The organism is Hymenobacter nivis, from assembly GCF_006439025.1.
Classification (GTDB): domain Bacteria; phylum Bacteroidota; class Bacteroidia; order Cytophagales; family Hymenobacteraceae; genus Hymenobacter; species Hymenobacter nivis_A.
Genome location: NZ_RCYZ01000001.1, coordinates 1,009,054 through 1,022,663 on the forward strand (window position 1 = coordinate 1,009,054; position 13,610 = coordinate 1,022,663).

A 13,610-nucleotide genomic window follows, 5' to 3' on the forward strand; every position below is an offset into this window, starting at 1 on the left:
GCCCCGCAAGATTACGAAATCCAGCGCTTACGCCCGGCCACCGGGGCCCCCAGCCGCCCGGGCACCGACGCAAAGAACGCGGCCACGGACGCCGCCTCGCCCTTATCCAACTGCTGACTAACCAAATAAAAAGGGTTGAAAAAAAGTCGGCCGGCTAGGCCCACGCCGGTGCTGCCGTCGGGCCCGGCCGCCCATTCGCCGCCGTGGGCCCGCACCAGGCATTCACCCAGGTAGCAGCCGAAGGCCTGCACCACGCCCTGGCGCTGGCCGGCCGCCACCTGCCCCCGCTGCGCCGTGATGAAGTGGTCGAGCCGGGCCACGCCCGCGGCGTCGAAGCCGGCCAGGCCCAACTGCTGGCGCACGGCATCGGCGGCCGCTTCGAGGGCGGGCACGGGGCTGGGATTGGGTTGGTCAGACATAGAAAAGTTATTTGGGCCGGGCGTTGAATTCCTGCCACCGGCTGTAAATCCCCAACACGCGCTGCAAGTCTTCGGGCTGAAACTCCTTTATTTTCAGTACTTCGGCTGCCAATTCAGGATAGCCCTGCACCATGTATGCCGCCAACCTTCGCATTTCTTGCGGCTTGGTGGGCACCACCACGGTGGTATCGGAGCGGCACAGCAGGGTGTACGGGTTCGCATACCGCAGGCCAACCTGGTAGTCGGTGTACTCGTTCGCTTGAACGTTGCCCGCCCGGTACACTTTTCGGGCAAAGCCGCTGCGGATGTACTCGCCCGTTTTGGGCACCGTGAAGCGGTGCACCACGCAAAAGGTATCGGCGCCGAAGGCAAACCCGCGCAGGCTGTCGATGGCGCAGCGCTGGGGCGGGGCCTTTTTGCTCTTGTTCTGCGGGTCGGCGATGTACAGGTTTTGCCAGTCGTAGTAAAACCGCCCCGATTGCCACGTGCCGTTAGCCAGCTGAAACGTGCCTTTGCGGTAAAACTCGCCGGGGCCCCGGAACTGGTTCTGACTCTTGGCAATGCCGCTGATAATCAGCCCCGTGATGGCCGCCGCCTGGGCCTGGGCCGCCGGGGCCCCCAGCAGGGCCGCGCCACCAATCAGCGCGAGTGAGCAGTAAAATTTATTCACGCGGAAGCGGCAAGGGTGGAAAAACAATTAGTGCCCCTCGCAGGGGCAGGGCACGTGCTTGCCGCCGCTGTGGTGCTTGTACCAGCTGGTTTTCTTCTGCATGGAGCTTTGGCGGGCGCAGCCGGCGCTGGCCAGCAGCAGCGGGGCCAGCAGCGCAAAGGCGATAATCTTTTTCACGGGAATACGGGGTTAGGATAACGGCTTGTTTAGCCAAATGTAAGGTTCTTTGCTGGCCCGAACCCCATTTTCCGGCCCGTCCGTTCCCGCCCATGCCCGCTGATTTTTCTTTGCTCGCCAACGTTGTTGATGTCTTTGCCCGCACCGTGCGCCCCGCCACCATCGAGGTGGCCGGTGGGCGCATTGCGGCCATCGCGCCCACCGGGGCCCCCGCGCCCGACGCGGCCCTGCCCTACGCCCTGCCCGGCTTCGTGGATGCGCACGTGCACGTGGAAAGCTCCCTGCTGGTGCCCAGCGAGTTTGCGCGCCTGGCGGTGGCCCACGGCACCGTGGCCACCGTGTCGGACCCCCACGAAATCGGCAACGTGCTGGGCGTGGCCGGCGTGCAGTACATGCTGGATAATGCGGCCGCGTCGCCGTTCAAATTTTGCTTTGGGGCCCCCAGCTGCGTGCCGGCCACGCCGTTTGAAACCGCGGGGGCGGAGATAACGGCGGCCGACATTGCCCGGCTGTTTGAGAACCCTAAAATTGGCTACCTGGCCGAGATGATGAACTGGCCCGGCGTGCTGAACCGCGACCCGGTGGTGATGGAGAAAATTGCCCTGGCCCAGGCCGCCGGCCGCCCCGTGGACGGCCACGCGCCTGGCCTGCGGGGCCCCGACGCTGCCCGGTACGCCAGCGCCGGCATCGCCACCGACCACGAGTGCTTTGCCGCCGACGAGGCCCGCGACAAGCTGGCCGTGGGCATGCACATCCTGATTCGGGAGGGCTCGGCGGCCCGCAACTTCGACGCCCTCATCGAGCTGCTGCCCGAGCACTTCCCGCACCTCATGTTCTGCTCCGACGATAAGCATCCCGATACGCTCGTGCTCGGCCACATCGACCAGCTGGTGCGGCGGGCCTTGGCGCTGGGCAACAACGTGTTCGACGTGCTGCAAGTGGCCTGCGTGAACCCCGTGCAGCACTACCGCCTGCCCGTGGGCCTGCTACGCGTGGGCGACCCGGCCGACTTCATCGTGGTGGACAACCTCACCGATTTTCGGGTGCAGCGCACTTACCTCGACGGCCAGCTAGTGGCCGAAAACGGCCAGTCGCTCCTGCCCGCCGCGCCCATTGCGGCGGCCAACAACTTCCACGCCCAGCCCGTGCAGCCCACCGATTTTGAGGTGCTCGCGCCGGCCGCCGGGGCCCCCACGCTGCGCGTCATCGAGTGCTTTGACGGGCAGCTCGTGACGGCCCGGCTCGACGTGCCGGCGCTCGTACAGTACGGCGCGGTTGTGGCCGACCCGGCGCGCGACGTACTCAAGCTGGCCGTGGTGAACCGCTACCGGGCGCACGTGCCGCCGGCGGTGGCGTTCATCAGGGGCTTCGGGCTGATGGGCGGGGCCCTGGCCAGCAGCGTGGGCCACGACTCGCACAACATCACGGCCGTGGGCTGCGACGACGCCAGCCTAGCGCGGGCCGTCAACCTCGTGGTGGGGGCCCGGGGCGGCCTGGCGGCAGTGGGCCCCGGCGGCGAAGAGCTGCTGCTGCCGCTGCCCGTGGCCGGCCTCATGTCGGACCAGCCGGGGGCCGACGTGGCGGCCGCCTACGCCGCCCTCGATGCCTTCTCCAAGCAGCTGGGCTCGCCGCTGGGGGCCCCGTTCATGACGCTCTCCTTCATGGCCCTGCTCGTCATTCCCAGCCTGAAGCTGAGCGACAAAGGCCTGTTCGACGGCGAGGCCTTCCGCTTCGTCGATGCTGTGGCTTAAGCCGATAGCTTGGCTTCTAGCGCGGGGTAGAAACGCACCCTTGCGTCTCTACCCCGCGCCAGAAGCTAAATACTGCTGAGCTAACTGGGCACAAAAAAGCCGCCGGATGCTACATCCGGCGGCTTTTTGTTTTTCAAGAAATAAGCTCTACGCCCGCTGGAAGCGCTTGTCCAGCAGCTTTTGCATTTTTTCCTCGGTCAGGGGCTTGGTAAGGTATTCCACGTTGGGGTACTCGGCCACGCGGGCGGTGTCGGCCTGGTGCATGGAGGTGGTGAGCACGGCCAGCACCGTTTTGGCTTGCACGGGCTGGGGCAGCTTGCTGTACATTTTCAGGAACTCGAAGCCCGACACGCCGGGCATTTTCAGGTCCACAAACACCAGATCGGGCGCCGGGGCCCCGTCGGCCCACAGCTTGGCGAAGGCCTCGTCGGCGCGGGTGTAGGTGGTTACCTGTTCGGCCACGGCCAGCCGCCCCAGCAGGCGATTGTTCAAAAAGCTGGTGGTTTCGTTGTCGTCTACCAACACAATGTGGTTTAAAGAGCTGGGCATAAACTAAATTGTATTGTTAAGTAAGGACGCACGAAATTACATGGCCGCCGCAACACTCGCAACATCAACATTAGGACAAAATAGGGGCCCTACAGCCAGCCCTGGGCCCGCATCCAGTCGTCGTTGTAGATTTTGCCGAGGTAGCGGGTGCCGTGGTCGGGCAGCAGCACCACCATCGTGTCAGTTTCCTTGAGGTGCTCGCGGGCGTAGGCCAGGGCCCCCGACACGGCCGAGCCGCAGCTCCAGCCCACGAACAGGCCTTCCTCCTTGGCCAGGCGGCGCGTCATCAGGGCCCCGTCCTGGTCGGTGACCTTGACGAACTGGTCAATCACGTCAAAATTCACGTTTTTCGGCAGAATGTCCTCGCCAATTCCCTCCGTTTTGTAGGGGTAAATCTCGTTGGGGTCAAAGATGCCGGTTTCCTTGTACTTCTTAAACACCGAGCCGTAGGTGTCGATGCCGAGCGTGAACACGCTGGGGTTCTGCTCCTTGAGGTACTTGCTCACGCCGCAGATGGTGCCGCCCGTGCCCACACCGGCCGCCCAGTGGGTAATCTGGCCCTCAGTACCTTCCCAAATCTCGGGGCCCGTGTGCTCGTAGTGGGCGGCGGTGTTCGAGAGGTTGTCGTACTGGTTGGGGTAGAAGGAGTTGGGCGTTTCCTGGTTGAGGCGGCGGGCCACCGAGTAGTAGGAGCGCGGGTCGTCGGGGGCCACGTCCACGGGGCACACCACCACCTGGGCCCCCACGGCGCGCAGGATGTCCTGCTTCTCCTTGCTCTGCTTGTCGCTCATCACGAAGATGGCCTGGTAGCCCTTGGCGATGGCAGCCAGGGCCAGGCCCATGCCTGTGTTGCCACTCGTTCCCTCGATGATGGTGCCGCCGGGCTGGAGCAGGCCGGCCTTTTCGGCGTCTTCCACCATGCGGATGGCCATGCGGTCCTTCACCGAGTTGCCCGGGTTGAAGTACTCGACTTTGGCCAACACGGTGCCTTTAATGCCTTCGGTAACTTTGTTGAGCCGGACGAGCGGGGTGTGGCCGACGGCTTCGATGATGTGATTATAATGCATGACCAACGTTGGGTAGGAAGTGGCAAAGGTACGGCATTCGGGCAGGGCCCCGGGGCCCCGGGCAGGGCAGGCGGGCCCCGGGGCTGCTATTTTTATGTGCCGCCGCCCACCGAATTAGCCCTACTTTTGCGGCGGCGCAGGCCACTCCTCCCCCATCGTTTTCATCCCCCAATCCCCCAAGAATGAGCGTTCTGGTCAACAAAAACTCCAAGGTTATCGTGCAGGGCTTCACCGGCTCCGAGGGCTCGTTTCACGCCGGGCAAATGATTGACTACGGCACCCACGTGGTGGGCGGCGTGACGCCGGGCAAGGGCGGCACCCAGCACCTCGACCTGCCGGTGTTCAACACCGTGGCCGACGCCGTGGCCGCGACCCAGGCCGACACCAGCATCATTTTCGTGCCCCCGGCCTTCGCCGCCGACGCCATCCTCGAAGCCGCCCAAGCCGGCATCAAGGTCATCGTGACCATCACCGAGGGCATCCCGACCAAGGACATGATTGCCGTGAAGCACTACCTCAAGGACCGCCCCGAAATCACGATGATCGGGCCGAACTGCCCCGGCGTGATGACCGCCGGCGAGTGCAAAGTGGGCATTATGCCCGGCTTTATTTTCACGAAGGGCCGCGTGGGCATCGTGTCCAAGTCGGGCACGCTCACTTACGAAGCCGTTGACCAGCTCACCAAGGCCGGCCTGGGCCAAACCACGGCCATCGGCATCGGCGGCGACCCCATCATCGGCACCACCACCAAGCAGGCGGTGGAAATGCTGATGAACGACCCCGAAACTGAAGGCATCGTAATGATCGGCGAAATCGGCGGCGGCATGGAAGCCGAAGCCGCCCGCTGGATCAAGGAAACCGGCAACAAGAAGCCCGTAGTGGGCTTCATCGCCGGCCAAACCGCGCCTCCCGGCCGCCGCATGGGCCACGCCGGCGCCATCGTGGGTGGAGCCGACGACACCGCCGCCGCCAAAATGGCCATCATGCGCGAGTGCGGCATCCACGTGGTGGATTCGCCCGCCGAGATTGGCGACACCATGCTGCGCGTGCTGGGCGCCAAGTAAGCAACGCAAGCTTTTAACAAGAGGCAGCTTCCGGCAACGGGGGCTGCTTTTTTGTTGCTAATGGGTTGGCAACCCGCCGCAGTTTACTTGGTGGGGGCCAGTCAATCATAACGCGGTGTAAGTAAAATCTTCCGTCCGGGTCGTCGCCGGATAAATGTTGGTGACCGTGCGCAAATGCAAAGCGGTGGCCGACAATTCTACCACATCCGCGTGCAGGATGAAACTGCTGTAGCCAACGGTGTGGGATGTTAGCTTGGCTTGGTCGGCGCTGATGCTCCAAGTGCCGGTCAGCGTCTGCGGCAGCGTCGTGCTGCACCGGGTGGGCCCCTCGTCAGTCGTCAGGGATTTATCGGCGTTGAACATGAGGTAATCGTCGCGCTTGCAGGCGGGCAGCGTCGCGTACGCATTCGTGGTGGTAGCAGTACCGCCAGCGACGTCGGTGTACGCATCAGCCGACAAGCGCCATTTCTTACTCGTCAGCAACTCAGCGCTCGGAGCGGTGTCGTCACCGCTTTTTTTACAGCTGCTGAATACGGCTGCAATAAGTAAAAAGAAGCAAGCTTTCTTCATAGCCTTTGCATAAAATCAATTTTTGCTAGGTGACTTAAATATAGCATAATCTTCTTTATGATAAACAGGGGCTTAACCTAAAAAACAGGGGCCCCGACGCAATGCGCCGGGGCCCCTGTTTTTATAATTCTAACCTCAAACTACGCGTTGGTCGTCGTGGTCAGGTTCACCTCGATGTTGCCGCGGGTGGCGCGCGAGTAGGGGCACACCTGGTGCGCCTTGGCCACGAGGGCTTCGGCCTGGGTCTGGTCCATGTTGGGGATGTTCACGGTCAGGTCCACGGCGATACCGTAGTTCTCACCGTCTTTGCCGAAGGCCACGTCGGCGGCCACGGTGCTGCCGGTGATGGGGGTTTTCTCGAGGCGGGCCACTAAGTTCAGGGCCCCGTCGAAGCAGGCGGCATAGCCGGCGGCGAAGAGTTGCTCGGGATTGGTGCTGTTGGCTTTGCCGGCGCCGCCCATCTCCTTGGGCGTGCTTAGGGGCAGGTCGATAACGTTGTCGGACGAAACGGCGCGGCCGTCGCGGCCACCGGTGGCCTTGGCGTGGGCCGTGTATAAGCGCTGAATGCTCATGGGGTTTGGGGATAATAAAAATTGAATTTGCAAGGTTAACTATAAACGGTTTTACAAGTTTAAGTTGTGCACAACTAATTTCTCATGCCATACTCAACCAACTGATTATCAGACCTTATTTTTTACTTAGCAGCTTAGTGCGCGCCCGGTTTCCAAGAATTGCTGCCTCCCAAGCCGATAATCAACCCGAGCTGAAACACCGAGTTGGCAGCCTTCAGGTAGTCGTTGGGATGGAAGCCGAAGGCTTGGCCGCTCATGAGCTGGAGCTGAAAGGGCCCCGCCAGCTGCACCCGCGTAAAGGTGATGGGCTCAAAAATGACGTTGCCGATGGGGGCCTGGCCCAGCCCGTCGATGCGGAAGTTGTTGAGTTGCACGTAGCTCAGGCGCAGGGCCGTGCCGTAGCTCAGGGGGAAGTCGTGGTGGCCGATATGCACGCTGCGCTTCTTTTTGCTGGCGTAGTTCACCTGCACAAACACCTTGCTCAGGCTGCCTTCGAGGCGGCGGGTGGTGAGCTGCTCAGGGTTGCGCTCGGTGCGGTCGGTGCTACCGCCGCCGGCCCCCAGGTACACCTCCAGCACGCGCTTGTCGGGTAGGCGGGTGAAGTAGCCCACGCTGGCCTCGGCAAAGTCGAAGTTCTGGGTTTTGTCGCCCTTCGAGCGGTGCAGCGACGAGAACGTGCCCGCTGCTGCTAGGTGGTCGGCAAAGGCGTAGGCCCCCTGGAAGGCGAAGTTATTCTGCTGGTTGGTACTGACGCTGCCGTAAAACTCGCTCTTTTGGGTGAGCAGCGGCGCGTGCGGCGGCGGCGGGAAGTAGAGCGACGTGCAGCCGGCCAGGCCCGCGGCGGCCGCGGGCACGCCGCCCCGCACCAGGGCAGTCAGCAGGGAACGAAATAGCTTCGGGGGCGGCACCATACCTCAACGGCGAAGGTAATGATTTCTTGCCCCACTCCGCCCTTTCGGGGCCCCGGCCCGTATGCGCAGGCAAACTCCTCCGTTTATGCCCGCTTCTACTAAGTACGACGTCCTTATTATCGGTTCTGGCCAGGCCGGCAACCCCCTCGCCACGGCCCTGGCCAAAGCCGGCCGCAAGGTTGCCCTCATCGAAAAAGCGCAGCTCGGCGGCTCCTGCATCAACTACGGCTGCATCCCCACCAAAACCCTGCTGGCCGCCGCCGACCGCCTGCACCTGCTGCGCACGGCCCCCGAGGTGGCCGCGCCCAAAGTGGCCGGGGCCAACGAGATGAAAGTGGACTTGGAAGCCGCCATGGCTCGCAAGAATGCGCTGCTGGCCAAGCTGCGCGCCGGCGTTGAGGAAAACCTGACCGCGCCCGAAGTGGGCGTGACGGTGCTGCACGGCCACGCCGCCTTCACAGGGCCCCGCACGCTGCGCGTGGAGCCCCATGGCGCCCCGCACGAGTATCAGGACCTGACCGCGCCGCTCATCTTCATCAACACGGGCACCCACGCGGCCGTGCCCGACGTGCCCGGCTTGGCCGAAGTGAAGTACCTAACCACTACCCAACTGCTTGACATTGACGAGCTGCCCGAGCACCTCATCATCTTGGGCGGCGGCTACATTGGGCTGGAGTTTAGTCAGATGTTCCGGCGCTTCGGCAGCCGCGTTACCATCGTCGAGCACGGCACGCAGCTGCTGGAGCGCGAGGACGACGACGTGTGCGAGGCCCTACAGACCGGCTTGGGTGCCGATGGTGTAGAGTTTGTACTGGGCGCGGAGGTGCGCCGCGTCAGCCAGGGCCCCGACGGCCACATCACCCTCACGGCCCACACCCCGGACGGCGAGCGGCGCATCCGCGGCACGCACTTGCTGGTGGCCACCGGCCGCACGCCCAACACCGGCGACCTGGGCCTGGACCTGGCCGGCATCGAAACCGACAAGCAGGGCTACGTGCAAGTCAACGACTACCTGCAAACCAACGTGCGCGGCGTGTACGCGCTGGGCGACGTGCACGGGGGCCCCCAATTCACGCACCTTTCCTACGACGACTACCGCATTGTGCGCGACGCCATTTTGCACGGCAAGAAGCGCTCGGCCAAGCAGCGGCCTCTGCCCTACTGCATTTTCACCGAGCCCCAAGTGGCCCGAATCGGCCTTAGCGAAGGCCAGGCGCAGGAGAAAAAGCAGCCCTATCGGGTGGCTACCATGCCGGTATCCGCTACCGGCCGCGCCCAGCAAACCGGCGAGAAAGAAGGCTTTTGGAAGGTACTAGTGGGTCCCGACGACCGCCTGCTGGGCGCCACTATCGTGGGGGCCGCCGCCGCTGAGGTGATGGCCATGCTCGAAATTGCCATGGCCGGCCGCCTCAAGTACCAGGTGCTGCAAGAGATGGTGCTGGCCCACCCCACCTGGGCCGAGTCGCTCAACAACGTGTTCCGCGACCTCAAAGAAGGGAAGTAATTAGGGCCCCTGGGGGCCCTAATTACAGGTACTTTTTGTAGAGGTTGAACAGCACGCGGCGGTCGTCGTGGGTGAGCACGGCGTTCACATTCTGCGGAATGAAATGCCGCTTGAACGCCGTGATGGCCGCGCCTAAATCGCGCGTGTCGTAGCCGATGATGCGCAGCGCCTCCCGCGGGTCGAAGGCATCCACTGGGCTCAGCGGGGCCCGGGCGGTGCTATCGGCTAGCCCCAGCCCGGGCGGGGTGAGGGCCCGCACCAGCGGCACGGGTTTGGCCGCTGGCGGGGGCCCCGGTATGGCCGGATAAACGACGGCCGACGGAACCACGACAATGGTATCGAGCAGCGCGGCTTCGTCGTACCACAGGCCGAAGCCACTGTCGGCCAGCCGCTTCCACGGGAAGGTTACGTTGGGGTCGTTCTTGCGGGTGGGCGCAATGTCGGCGTGGCCGATGAAGTTGGCCGTGGGAATGTTGTAGGTTTTTTTCAGGTACTCCAGCACCACCAGCAGGCTCTTGATTTGGGGCTCGGCGAAGGGCTCGGTGCCGTCGTTATCCAGCTCGATGCCGACGGACGACGAGTTGATGTCGCTGTCGTTGCCCCAGCGGGCCGCGCCGCCATGCCAGGCCCGCAGGTAGTCGTTCAGCAGGTGAAACGTGCGGCCGTCGCGCCCAATCACGTAATGCGCGCTCACTTGCGTGCGCGGCAGCGTGAAGGTTTTCAGCGTTTCCTCCGCCGAGTGCTGCGCCGTGTGGTGAATGACGACCAGGTTGGGCTTGCGCAGGCCGAAGTTGGTGGTGCCCACCCAGTAGGGCCCCGGGGCCAGGGCGCCGGGGCCCCCAGGCAGCTGCGGCTGCGCCCGGATGGTGCGGGCGTAGGCCTTGGCCTGCCGCTGGTACGATTGGTTGGTGGCGCGGTACGGGTTGGTGGCGCAGGCCGTGGCCAGGCCAGCGGCCAGCAGCAATAGCGCGGAGGAAGAGGATTTCATGGCAAACGGAAAGCACAGATTGCCACAATCGGGCATCAGGGGTTTCGGAACAGCGTATTCAGCGCCAGCCCCAGCCCGAAGGTAAAGTAAGTGCGCGGCTGCAATACCTGCGCTTCGGGCCCGGGGTCTTGCCGGCCCCACGGCCGGTTCAGCGCCTGCGAGGCCCCCATGCCAAACTGCACGTACACGGGCCGCTCGCCGCTGGGGCTACTGCCGAACGCGCCCCGCACAAAAAACATGGGCTCGCTGCGGAGCATGTGGCCAACGCTCACCGGCTTTCCCAGGTCCGTAAGGTGGGTAAATTGTACCCGGGTGATCCGGTATGCCAGGCCCAGGCTGACGGCGGAACCAAGGCGCACCGTTCCGTAGGCTTCCCCAAAGAGCTTATTGTAGCGGGCATCGAGCTGGTATTGCGTCGGGCGGGTAAACAGAAAGACGCCGTCCTTGTAGCGGGCCTCGCCGTGCGCCTGCCCAAAGCCGCCCAGGGCCCCCAGCAGCACCCGTTTGCCAAGAGGCCAGTACGTACCTAGCGCCACCTCGTATTGGCTGCCGCGGTAGTAGCTGCTGTCGGCTTTGTCGCCCAGGCCGCCCCCCGCGGCCCTCACCAGCAAGTGCCGCACCGGCGAGTAGTTGGCCCCAAACTCCAGGCGGCGGTTCAGGTAAAAGCCACCCGTCAGCTCCACTTGGCCCCGATCGTGCACCGCGGGCGCAGCGCACTGCATGGGCATGTACACGGCGCAGCCTGCCAGCCCCAGGGCCCCGGCCAGCAGCCCCACCAGGTTCGTCAGTAGCCGTTGTTTCATAGGGTTTGCGCGTTGGTTGTCAGAGGTTCAAAGGCAAGATAGCCTCCGGTAACCCAAGGGTTGCACGCGTTGATTTAGGGCCCCGGAGCCACAAAAAAAGCCCTTCGCGGCCGTAGCTGCAAAGGGCTTTTCAACCGGCGAAAAGTGCTATTTGGCGTAGGCCACCGAGCGCATTTCCCGGATTACGGTGATTTTAATCTGGCCGGGGTACTGCATTTCCTTCTCGATTTTCTGCGAAATCTCGAAGCTCAGCTCCGCGGCGCGCTCGTCGGTTACGTTCTCGGCGTCCACCATCACGCGCAGCTCGCGGCCGGCCTGGATGGCAAAGCACTGGTTCACACCTTTAAAGGCGCCAGCCGTTTCCTCCAGCTGCTTGAGGCGCTTGATGTAGCTCTCCATCATCTCGCGGCGGGCCCCCGGGCGCGAGCCCGAAATGGCGTCGCAGGCCTGCACGAGCGGCGAAATCATGGCCGTCATCTCCATCTCGTCGTGGTGGGCCCCAATGGCGTTCACCACGTCGGGGTGCTCCTTGTATTTCTTGGCCATCTCCATGCCCAGGATGGCGTGGGGCAGCTCGGGCTCCTCGGTGCTCACCTTGCCGATGTCGTGGAGCAGGCCGGCACGCTTAGCCTTCTTCACGTCGAGGCCCATCTCGGCGGCCATCGTGGCGCAGAGGTTAGCTACTTCGCGGCTGTGCTGCAGCAAGTTCTGGCCGTATGACGAGCGGAAGCGCATCCGGCCCACCATCCGCACCAGCTCGGGGTGCAGGCCGTGGATGCCCAGGTCGATGACCGTTTTCTCCCCGATTTCGATGATTTCCTCCTCTATTTTCTTGGTCGTTTTGGCCACAATTTCCTCCACCCGGGCGGGGTGGATGCGGCCGTCCTTCACGAGCAAGTGCAACGAAAGGCGGGCAATTTCGCGGCGCACCGGGTCGAAGCCCGAGATGATGATGGCCTCCGGCGTGTCGTCCACAATCACTTCCACGCCCGTGGCCGCTTCCAGGGCCCTAATGTTGCGCCCTTCGCGGCCAATGATTTTACCCTTAATGTCGTCGCTCTCAATGTTGAACACCGACACGCAGTTCTCAATGGCGTGCTCCGAGGCGGTGCGCTGAATGGTTTCGAGCACAATCTTCTTCGCATCCTTGGTAGCCGTCAACTTAGCCTGCGCCACGGTGTCCTTGATGAAGGAGCTGGCTTGGAGCTGGGCCTCGTTCTTGAGCGATTCCACGAGCTGCTCGCGGGCCTCGGCGGCGGTGAGGTTGGCCACGGTTTCGAGCTGGCGCTGCACAGCGTGAAGCTGCGCGTCGGCGTCTTCTTCCTTCTGCTTCAGCTCGGCCAGCATAGCCTCGTGGGCGGCGCGGCGCTTCTCGTTCTGGTCCTCAATCTTATCACGCAGCTGCTGGGTGTCGGCCTGGTTTTTCTCGCGGGCTCCTTCCAGCTCCTTCTCCTTGCGCTGCAGTTGCTCGAGCTGCTTCTGCGTGGTTTCGGTGAGCTTCTTAATGCCTTGCTCCTGCTCCATCACGCCCTGGCGGCGCTGGGTCAGCTCGGCTTCCAGCTCGGCTTTGAGGCGGCGGCTTTCCTGCTCAAACTCGTTGCGCTGCTGGCGGTTCTTGTCCTTCGACTGCTGGATGCGCTCGTCGCGGATGCGGTTGCCCTTCTCTTCAGCTTCCTGAAGCAGTTGCTGGGCCCGCGCTTGCGCTTGGCCCTCCAGGTCTTGCCGGGCTTTGCCGGCCAGCTGCCGGCCCACCACCAGGCCCGCCACAAGGGCGACCACGGCGGCCAGCAGACAGTATAATATTATGGTAGACATGTAGTTATGGTTTTGAAAAGGTTCAATACCCATAACCGGCAAACTTCCCCCTGCCGCGCTCGGTGCGGCCCCGCCGATTGCGGGGCCAGGGCCCGGGCGGGGCCAACGTGTGCCAGTGCCGGCGGCCGCTAAGCCGCCAGCACCACGCCCGACAACAGTCCGTCTAAGCGGGCCAGGCGCTCGGTCAGCGCCGCGTCGGTACCATCTTTTTCCTTGCTTACCTTCAGCTGGTCGGCCATCGTGGCTAAGGCCACCATTGCCAGCAAGTCCTGCTTGTCCTGAATGCCGTATTGCTCACGGAATTCGCGCAGCCGTTCGCTCAATTGGCGGCCGGCCAGGCGCAGCCGTTCTTCGTCGGCCACATCCACCCGCATGGGGTAGTCGCGCTCGGCAATTCGGATTTTTATGGCTAACTCGCTCATAAAGCGTCAGTTGAGAAAAAATCGAGTTATTCCTTCAAATAGGCAAGGCACTTATCCAGTTCGCGGATGTATTCGTTGAGGCGTTGTTTTAATTCGTTGGCGTGGGTGGGTTCCCCAGCTATGGTTTGCACAAGTTTAACGATATTTTCCTGGTTTTGCCGCTCCTTCAGCTGGCGGTCGCGCTCGCGCACGTCGGCCTGCAGCTGCTGCACGGTGGTGTTGGCGTCGGCCAGCTCCTCGCGCAGCTGCTGATAGGCAGCCACTAAAGTGGTCACCTGCCGTTCCAGGCGGTCGAGTTGAGCAAGCTGTTGGGACGAGGCCACGGAGG

Annotated in this window: 15 protein-coding genes and 1 pseudogene; 3 read left to right on the top strand and 13 right to left on the bottom strand. The window is 63.4% G+C overall.

Features of this window, described 5'->3' with window-relative positions:
• Nucleotides 1-11 precede the first annotated feature (11 nt).
• From EAH73_RS04050 to EAH73_RS22985, 3 genes are read right to left on the bottom strand one after another with little or no spacing between them, the layout of a single operon-like run.
• Nucleotides 12-419, bottom strand: coding sequence for a hypothetical protein (locus tag EAH73_RS04050; RefSeq protein ID WP_140465186.1), 408 nt, complete (start codon nucleotides 417-419; stop codon nucleotides 12-14).
• 7 nt (nucleotides 420-426) lie between these two features.
• Nucleotides 427-1,089, bottom strand: coding sequence for a hypothetical protein (locus EAH73_RS04055; RefSeq protein WP_140465187.1), 663 nt, complete (start codon nucleotides 1,087-1,089; stop codon nucleotides 427-429).
• Between the two features lie 27 nt (nucleotides 1,090-1,116).
• The gene (locus EAH73_RS22985; RefSeq protein WP_161599448.1) at nucleotides 1,117-1,266 is read right to left on the bottom strand and encodes a hypothetical protein; all 150 of its coding nucleotides are present in this window, start codon (nucleotides 1,264-1,266) and stop codon (nucleotides 1,117-1,119) included.
• A 92-nt stretch (nucleotides 1,267-1,358) separates the two neighbouring features.
• Between EAH73_RS22985 and ade the strand changes: the two genes are divergently transcribed.
• Complete coding sequence (gene ade, locus EAH73_RS04060) at nucleotides 1,359-3,017, top strand: adenine deaminase (RefSeq protein WP_140465188.1); 1,659 nt, start codon at nucleotides 1,359-1,361, stop codon at nucleotides 3,015-3,017.
• A 147-nt stretch (nucleotides 3,018-3,164) separates the two neighbouring features.
• Here ade and EAH73_RS04065 read toward each other — a convergent pair whose 3' ends face one another.
• The gene (locus EAH73_RS04065; protein WP_140465189.1) at nucleotides 3,165-3,566 is read right to left on the bottom strand and encodes a response regulator; all 402 of its coding nucleotides are present in this window, start codon (nucleotides 3,564-3,566) and stop codon (nucleotides 3,165-3,167) included.
• A gap of 92 nt (nucleotides 3,567-3,658) precedes the next feature.
• Nucleotides 3,659-4,633 (bottom strand): annotated as a pseudogene (locus EAH73_RS04070) (PLP-dependent cysteine synthase family protein); the annotation flags it as partial.
• A gap of 182 nt (nucleotides 4,634-4,815) precedes the next feature.
• Here EAH73_RS04070 and sucD point away from each other — a divergent pair.
• Nucleotides 4,816-5,697, top strand: coding sequence for a succinate--CoA ligase subunit alpha (gene sucD / locus EAH73_RS04075; RefSeq protein WP_070746395.1), 882 nt, complete (start codon nucleotides 4,816-4,818; stop codon nucleotides 5,695-5,697).
• Between the two features lie 105 nt (nucleotides 5,698-5,802).
• Here sucD and EAH73_RS04080 read toward each other — a convergent pair whose 3' ends face one another.
• From EAH73_RS04080 to EAH73_RS04090, 3 genes are all read right to left on the bottom strand, one after another.
• Entirely contained in the window at nucleotides 5,803-6,267 is a 465-nt protein-coding gene (locus tag EAH73_RS04080; RefSeq protein ID WP_140465191.1) for a lipocalin family protein, read from the bottom strand.
• Nucleotides 6,268-6,407: 140 nt separating this feature from the next.
• Nucleotides 6,408-6,839 (bottom strand): organic hydroperoxide resistance protein, encoded by a 432-nt coding sequence (locus EAH73_RS04085; protein ID WP_140465192.1) that lies wholly within the window; start codon nucleotides 6,837-6,839, stop codon nucleotides 6,408-6,410.
• A gap of 134 nt (nucleotides 6,840-6,973) precedes the next feature.
• Nucleotides 6,974-7,750 (bottom strand): hypothetical protein, encoded by a 777-nt coding sequence (locus EAH73_RS04090; protein WP_140465193.1) that lies wholly within the window; start codon nucleotides 7,748-7,750, stop codon nucleotides 6,974-6,976.
• 85 nt (nucleotides 7,751-7,835) lie between these two features.
• Between EAH73_RS04090 and EAH73_RS04095 the strand changes: the two genes are divergently transcribed.
• A complete protein-coding gene (locus tag EAH73_RS04095) occupies nucleotides 7,836-9,254 on the top strand; it encodes a mercuric reductase (protein ID WP_140465194.1) in 1,419 nt (472 codons plus the stop codon).
• A 22-nt stretch (nucleotides 9,255-9,276) separates the two neighbouring features.
• On the opposite strand, the gene EAH73_RS04100 is transcribed toward EAH73_RS04095, so the two are convergent.
• The 5 genes from EAH73_RS04100 to EAH73_RS04120 all read right to left on the bottom strand — a co-directional run bounded on the left by EAH73_RS04100 (nucleotide 9,277) and on the right by EAH73_RS04120 (nucleotide 13,605).
• Complete coding sequence (locus tag EAH73_RS04100) at nucleotides 9,277-10,242, bottom strand: N-acetylmuramoyl-L-alanine amidase (protein ID WP_140465195.1); 966 nt, start codon at nucleotides 10,240-10,242, stop codon at nucleotides 9,277-9,279.
• Nucleotides 10,243-10,277: 35 nt separating this feature from the next.
• Nucleotides 10,278-11,045 (bottom strand): hypothetical protein, encoded by a 768-nt coding sequence (locus tag EAH73_RS04105; protein WP_140465196.1) that lies wholly within the window; start codon nucleotides 11,043-11,045, stop codon nucleotides 10,278-10,280.
• A 147-nt stretch (nucleotides 11,046-11,192) separates the two neighbouring features.
• Nucleotides 11,193-12,860, bottom strand: a complete 1,668-nt coding sequence (gene rny / locus EAH73_RS04110) for a ribonuclease Y (protein WP_140465197.1) — start codon at nucleotides 12,858-12,860, stop codon at nucleotides 11,193-11,195.
• 128 nt (nucleotides 12,861-12,988) lie between these two features.
• Nucleotides 12,989-13,282 (bottom strand): cell division protein ZapA, encoded by a 294-nt coding sequence (locus EAH73_RS04115; protein ID WP_140465198.1) that lies wholly within the window; start codon nucleotides 13,280-13,282, stop codon nucleotides 12,989-12,991.
• Between the two features lie 26 nt (nucleotides 13,283-13,308).
• Complete coding sequence (locus EAH73_RS04120; RefSeq protein WP_070746400.1) at nucleotides 13,309-13,605, bottom strand: hypothetical protein; 297 nt, start codon at nucleotides 13,603-13,605, stop codon at nucleotides 13,309-13,311.
• Nucleotides 13,606-13,610 lie beyond the last annotated feature (5 nt).

Excerpts from the sequence above, each read along its gene's own strand:
- EAH73_RS04095 (WP_140465194.1), top strand. The coding sequence starts at position 7,836 with ATGCCCGCTTCTACTAAGTACGACGTCCTTATTATCGGTTCTGGCCAG.
- EAH73_RS04065 (WP_140465189.1), bottom strand. The coding sequence starts at position 3,566 with ATGCCCAGCTCTTTAAACCACATTGTGTTGGTAGACGACAACGAAACC.
- EAH73_RS04085 (WP_140465192.1), bottom strand. The coding sequence starts at position 6,839 with ATGAGCATTCAGCGCTTATACACGGCCCACGCCAAGGCCACCGGTGGC.
- EAH73_RS04100 (WP_140465195.1), bottom strand. The coding sequence starts at position 10,242 with ATGAAATCCTCTTCCTCCGCGCTATTGCTGCTGGCCGCTGGCCTGGCC.
- EAH73_RS04050 (WP_140465186.1), bottom strand. The coding sequence starts at position 419 with ATGTCTGACCAACCCAATCCCAGCCCCGTGCCCGCCCTCGAAGCGGCC.
- EAH73_RS04105 (WP_140465196.1), bottom strand. The coding sequence starts at position 11,045 with ATGAAACAACGGCTACTGACGAACCTGGTGGGGCTGCTGGCCGGGGCC.
- rny (WP_140465197.1), bottom strand. The coding sequence starts at position 12,860 with ATGTCTACCATAATATTATACTGTCTGCTGGCCGCCGTGGTCGCCCTT.
- sucD (WP_070746395.1), top strand. The coding sequence starts at position 4,816 with ATGAGCGTTCTGGTCAACAAAAACTCCAAGGTTATCGTGCAGGGCTTC.
- EAH73_RS04115 (WP_140465198.1), bottom strand. The coding sequence starts at position 13,282 with ATGAGCGAGTTAGCCATAAAAATCCGAATTGCCGAGCGCGACTACCCC.
- EAH73_RS04080 (WP_140465191.1), bottom strand. The coding sequence starts at position 6,267 with ATGAAGAAAGCTTGCTTCTTTTTACTTATTGCAGCCGTATTCAGCAGC.
- EAH73_RS04090 (WP_140465193.1), bottom strand. The coding sequence starts at position 7,750 with ATGGTGCCGCCCCCGAAGCTATTTCGTTCCCTGCTGACTGCCCTGGTG.
- ade (WP_140465188.1), top strand. The coding sequence starts at position 1,359 with ATGCCCGCTGATTTTTCTTTGCTCGCCAACGTTGTTGATGTCTTTGCC.